We start from the raw sequence: 1,873 nt of genomic DNA on the forward strand, positions 1-1,873 counted from the left end.
ATATCCACTTCTTAGGATTAACTATTATTTTTGCGTTTCTTAATTCTTTATCTTATTTATAAGAAGCCGGTATTAGGTATTTTCTCAATGCCTGTTGGAATTGTGATCATTGCCTATGCATCAGTATTCCCAAGAGAAGTTACGCCTTTAATACCCGCCTTGCAAACTTACTGGCTTCATATTCATGTGATAACCACTGCTATTGGTCAAGGGATTCTAGGGGTTGGATTTATTGCAGGTTTAATCTACCTCATACGTGTCGTTGACCAAAGCAAACGCTCTAAACAAACATTTTGGCTTGAGGCTGTTATTTATTCGGTAACGTGTGCTGTAGCCATTGCAATAACGGTGGGAGTGTTTTCGTTAATTAATTATTCTGTCACTTTTAATTGGATAAATGAATGGGAAGTGGAGGCACAGCTTGAATATGAATTACCGGCTATTGTAGGTCCTTATGAAGGTGAATTAATAACAGCTGATCAAAACCGGTTTGGCCCATTATTTGAAACACCCGGCTGGATGAACGGAGTGGAGTCTCCAAGAAAGTTTAATACGTTTTTATGGTCAATCCTTTCAGGAAGTATTCTTTATCTTCTATTACGTTTCATTCTAAGAAGACGGATTGCAGCTGCGATACAACCTATCTTGAAAAACGTTAGTCCACAACTTTTTGATGAAGTTAGTTACAGATCGATTATTATTGGTTTTCCAGTTTTTACTTTAGGTGGATTAATATTTGCCATGATTTGGGCTCAAATCGCTTGGACACGATTTTGGGGATGGGATCCAAAAGAAGTTTGGGCTCTTATAACGTTTCTTTTTTATGCTGCTTATTTACACTTAAGACTATCAAGGGGTTGGCATGGTGAGAAATCCGCATGGCTCTTAGTGATTGGTTTTGGGATCATAATGTTTAACTTGCTATTTATTAATTTAGTCATCGCAGGATTACATTCATACGCTTAAAAGGAGATTGTTATGGCAGATTTAACTATATTATTGGCTTTTGGAGCGGGGGTTTTATCTTTTATATCCCCCTGTAATCTCCCGTTATATCCAGCCTTTCTATCCTATATAACCGGGATGACGGTGGATGAGATGAAGAAAAAAGGTCGTTTTTTACCTCCAAGAGCTATGTTCCACACGTTCATCTTTATTTTAGGGTTTTCTACTATTTTTGTTGTGCTTGGAATGTCCACAACATTAGTAGGAGACCTATTCTTGAAATACAATAATCTCATTAGACAACTAGGGGCCATTTTCATTATTTTGTTTGGATTGATAACTATAGGAGTAATCCGACCTTCGTTTCTAATGAAAAATCATCAATTCCAGTTCTCCAAAAAACCAAGTGGATATGTCGGAACCTATGTAATAGGAATTGCTTTTGCTGCTGGATGGACTCCTTGTATTGGCCCAATTTTAGCTTCCGTTATTACTTTAAGTATGACCAACTCGGGTTCCGGGATGCTTTATATGAGTGCTTATAGTATTGGGTTTGCAATACCGTTCTTTTTGATGACATTCTTTATTGGAAGAATGAATTGGATTAAAAAATATACAAATCTCATTATGAAATTTGGTGGAATTTTAATGATCATATTTGGTGTATTTTTATATTTTGATTGGATGACTAGAATTACCTCTTATTTAGTAAATAATATTTTTAATGGCTTTATGGGCTTTTAAAGGAGGAGATCGTATGTTTGGAGATTCAGCTGAAATGATGTCGTATATCTTAAAAATGGGATTTGTTGCACTTGCTCTGCTTGTAATCATTTATTTAATACTAAGGCTTTTGTTTCGATTGGAAAGTAAAGCGAAGTCTCCCTATGCCATTTTGGAGGAACGTTTCGCAACCGGTGAAATCTCA

The 1,873-nt window shown here is 36.1% G+C and carries 1 protein-coding gene and 1 pseudogene; both read left to right on the forward strand.

Features of this window, described 5'->3' with window-relative positions; all coding sequences use genetic code 11:
• A pseudogene (gene ccsB / locus JCM9140_RS21845) lies at window positions 1-966 on the forward strand (c-type cytochrome biogenesis protein CcsB); the annotation flags it as partial.
• Between the two features lie 12 nt (window positions 967-978).
• Window positions 979-1,689 (forward strand): cytochrome c biogenesis CcdA family protein, encoded by a 711-nt coding sequence (locus JCM9140_RS21850; protein WP_034633122.1) that lies wholly within the window; start codon window positions 979-981, stop codon window positions 1,687-1,689.
• The last annotated feature ends 184 nt before the right edge of the window (window positions 1,690-1,873 follow it).

Origin of the sequence: Halalkalibacter wakoensis JCM 9140, assembly GCF_000513095.1 — a bacterium.
In the GTDB taxonomy this organism is placed as follows: Bacteria; Bacillota; Bacilli; order Bacillales; family Bacillaceae_D; genus Halalkalibacter; species Halalkalibacter wakoensis.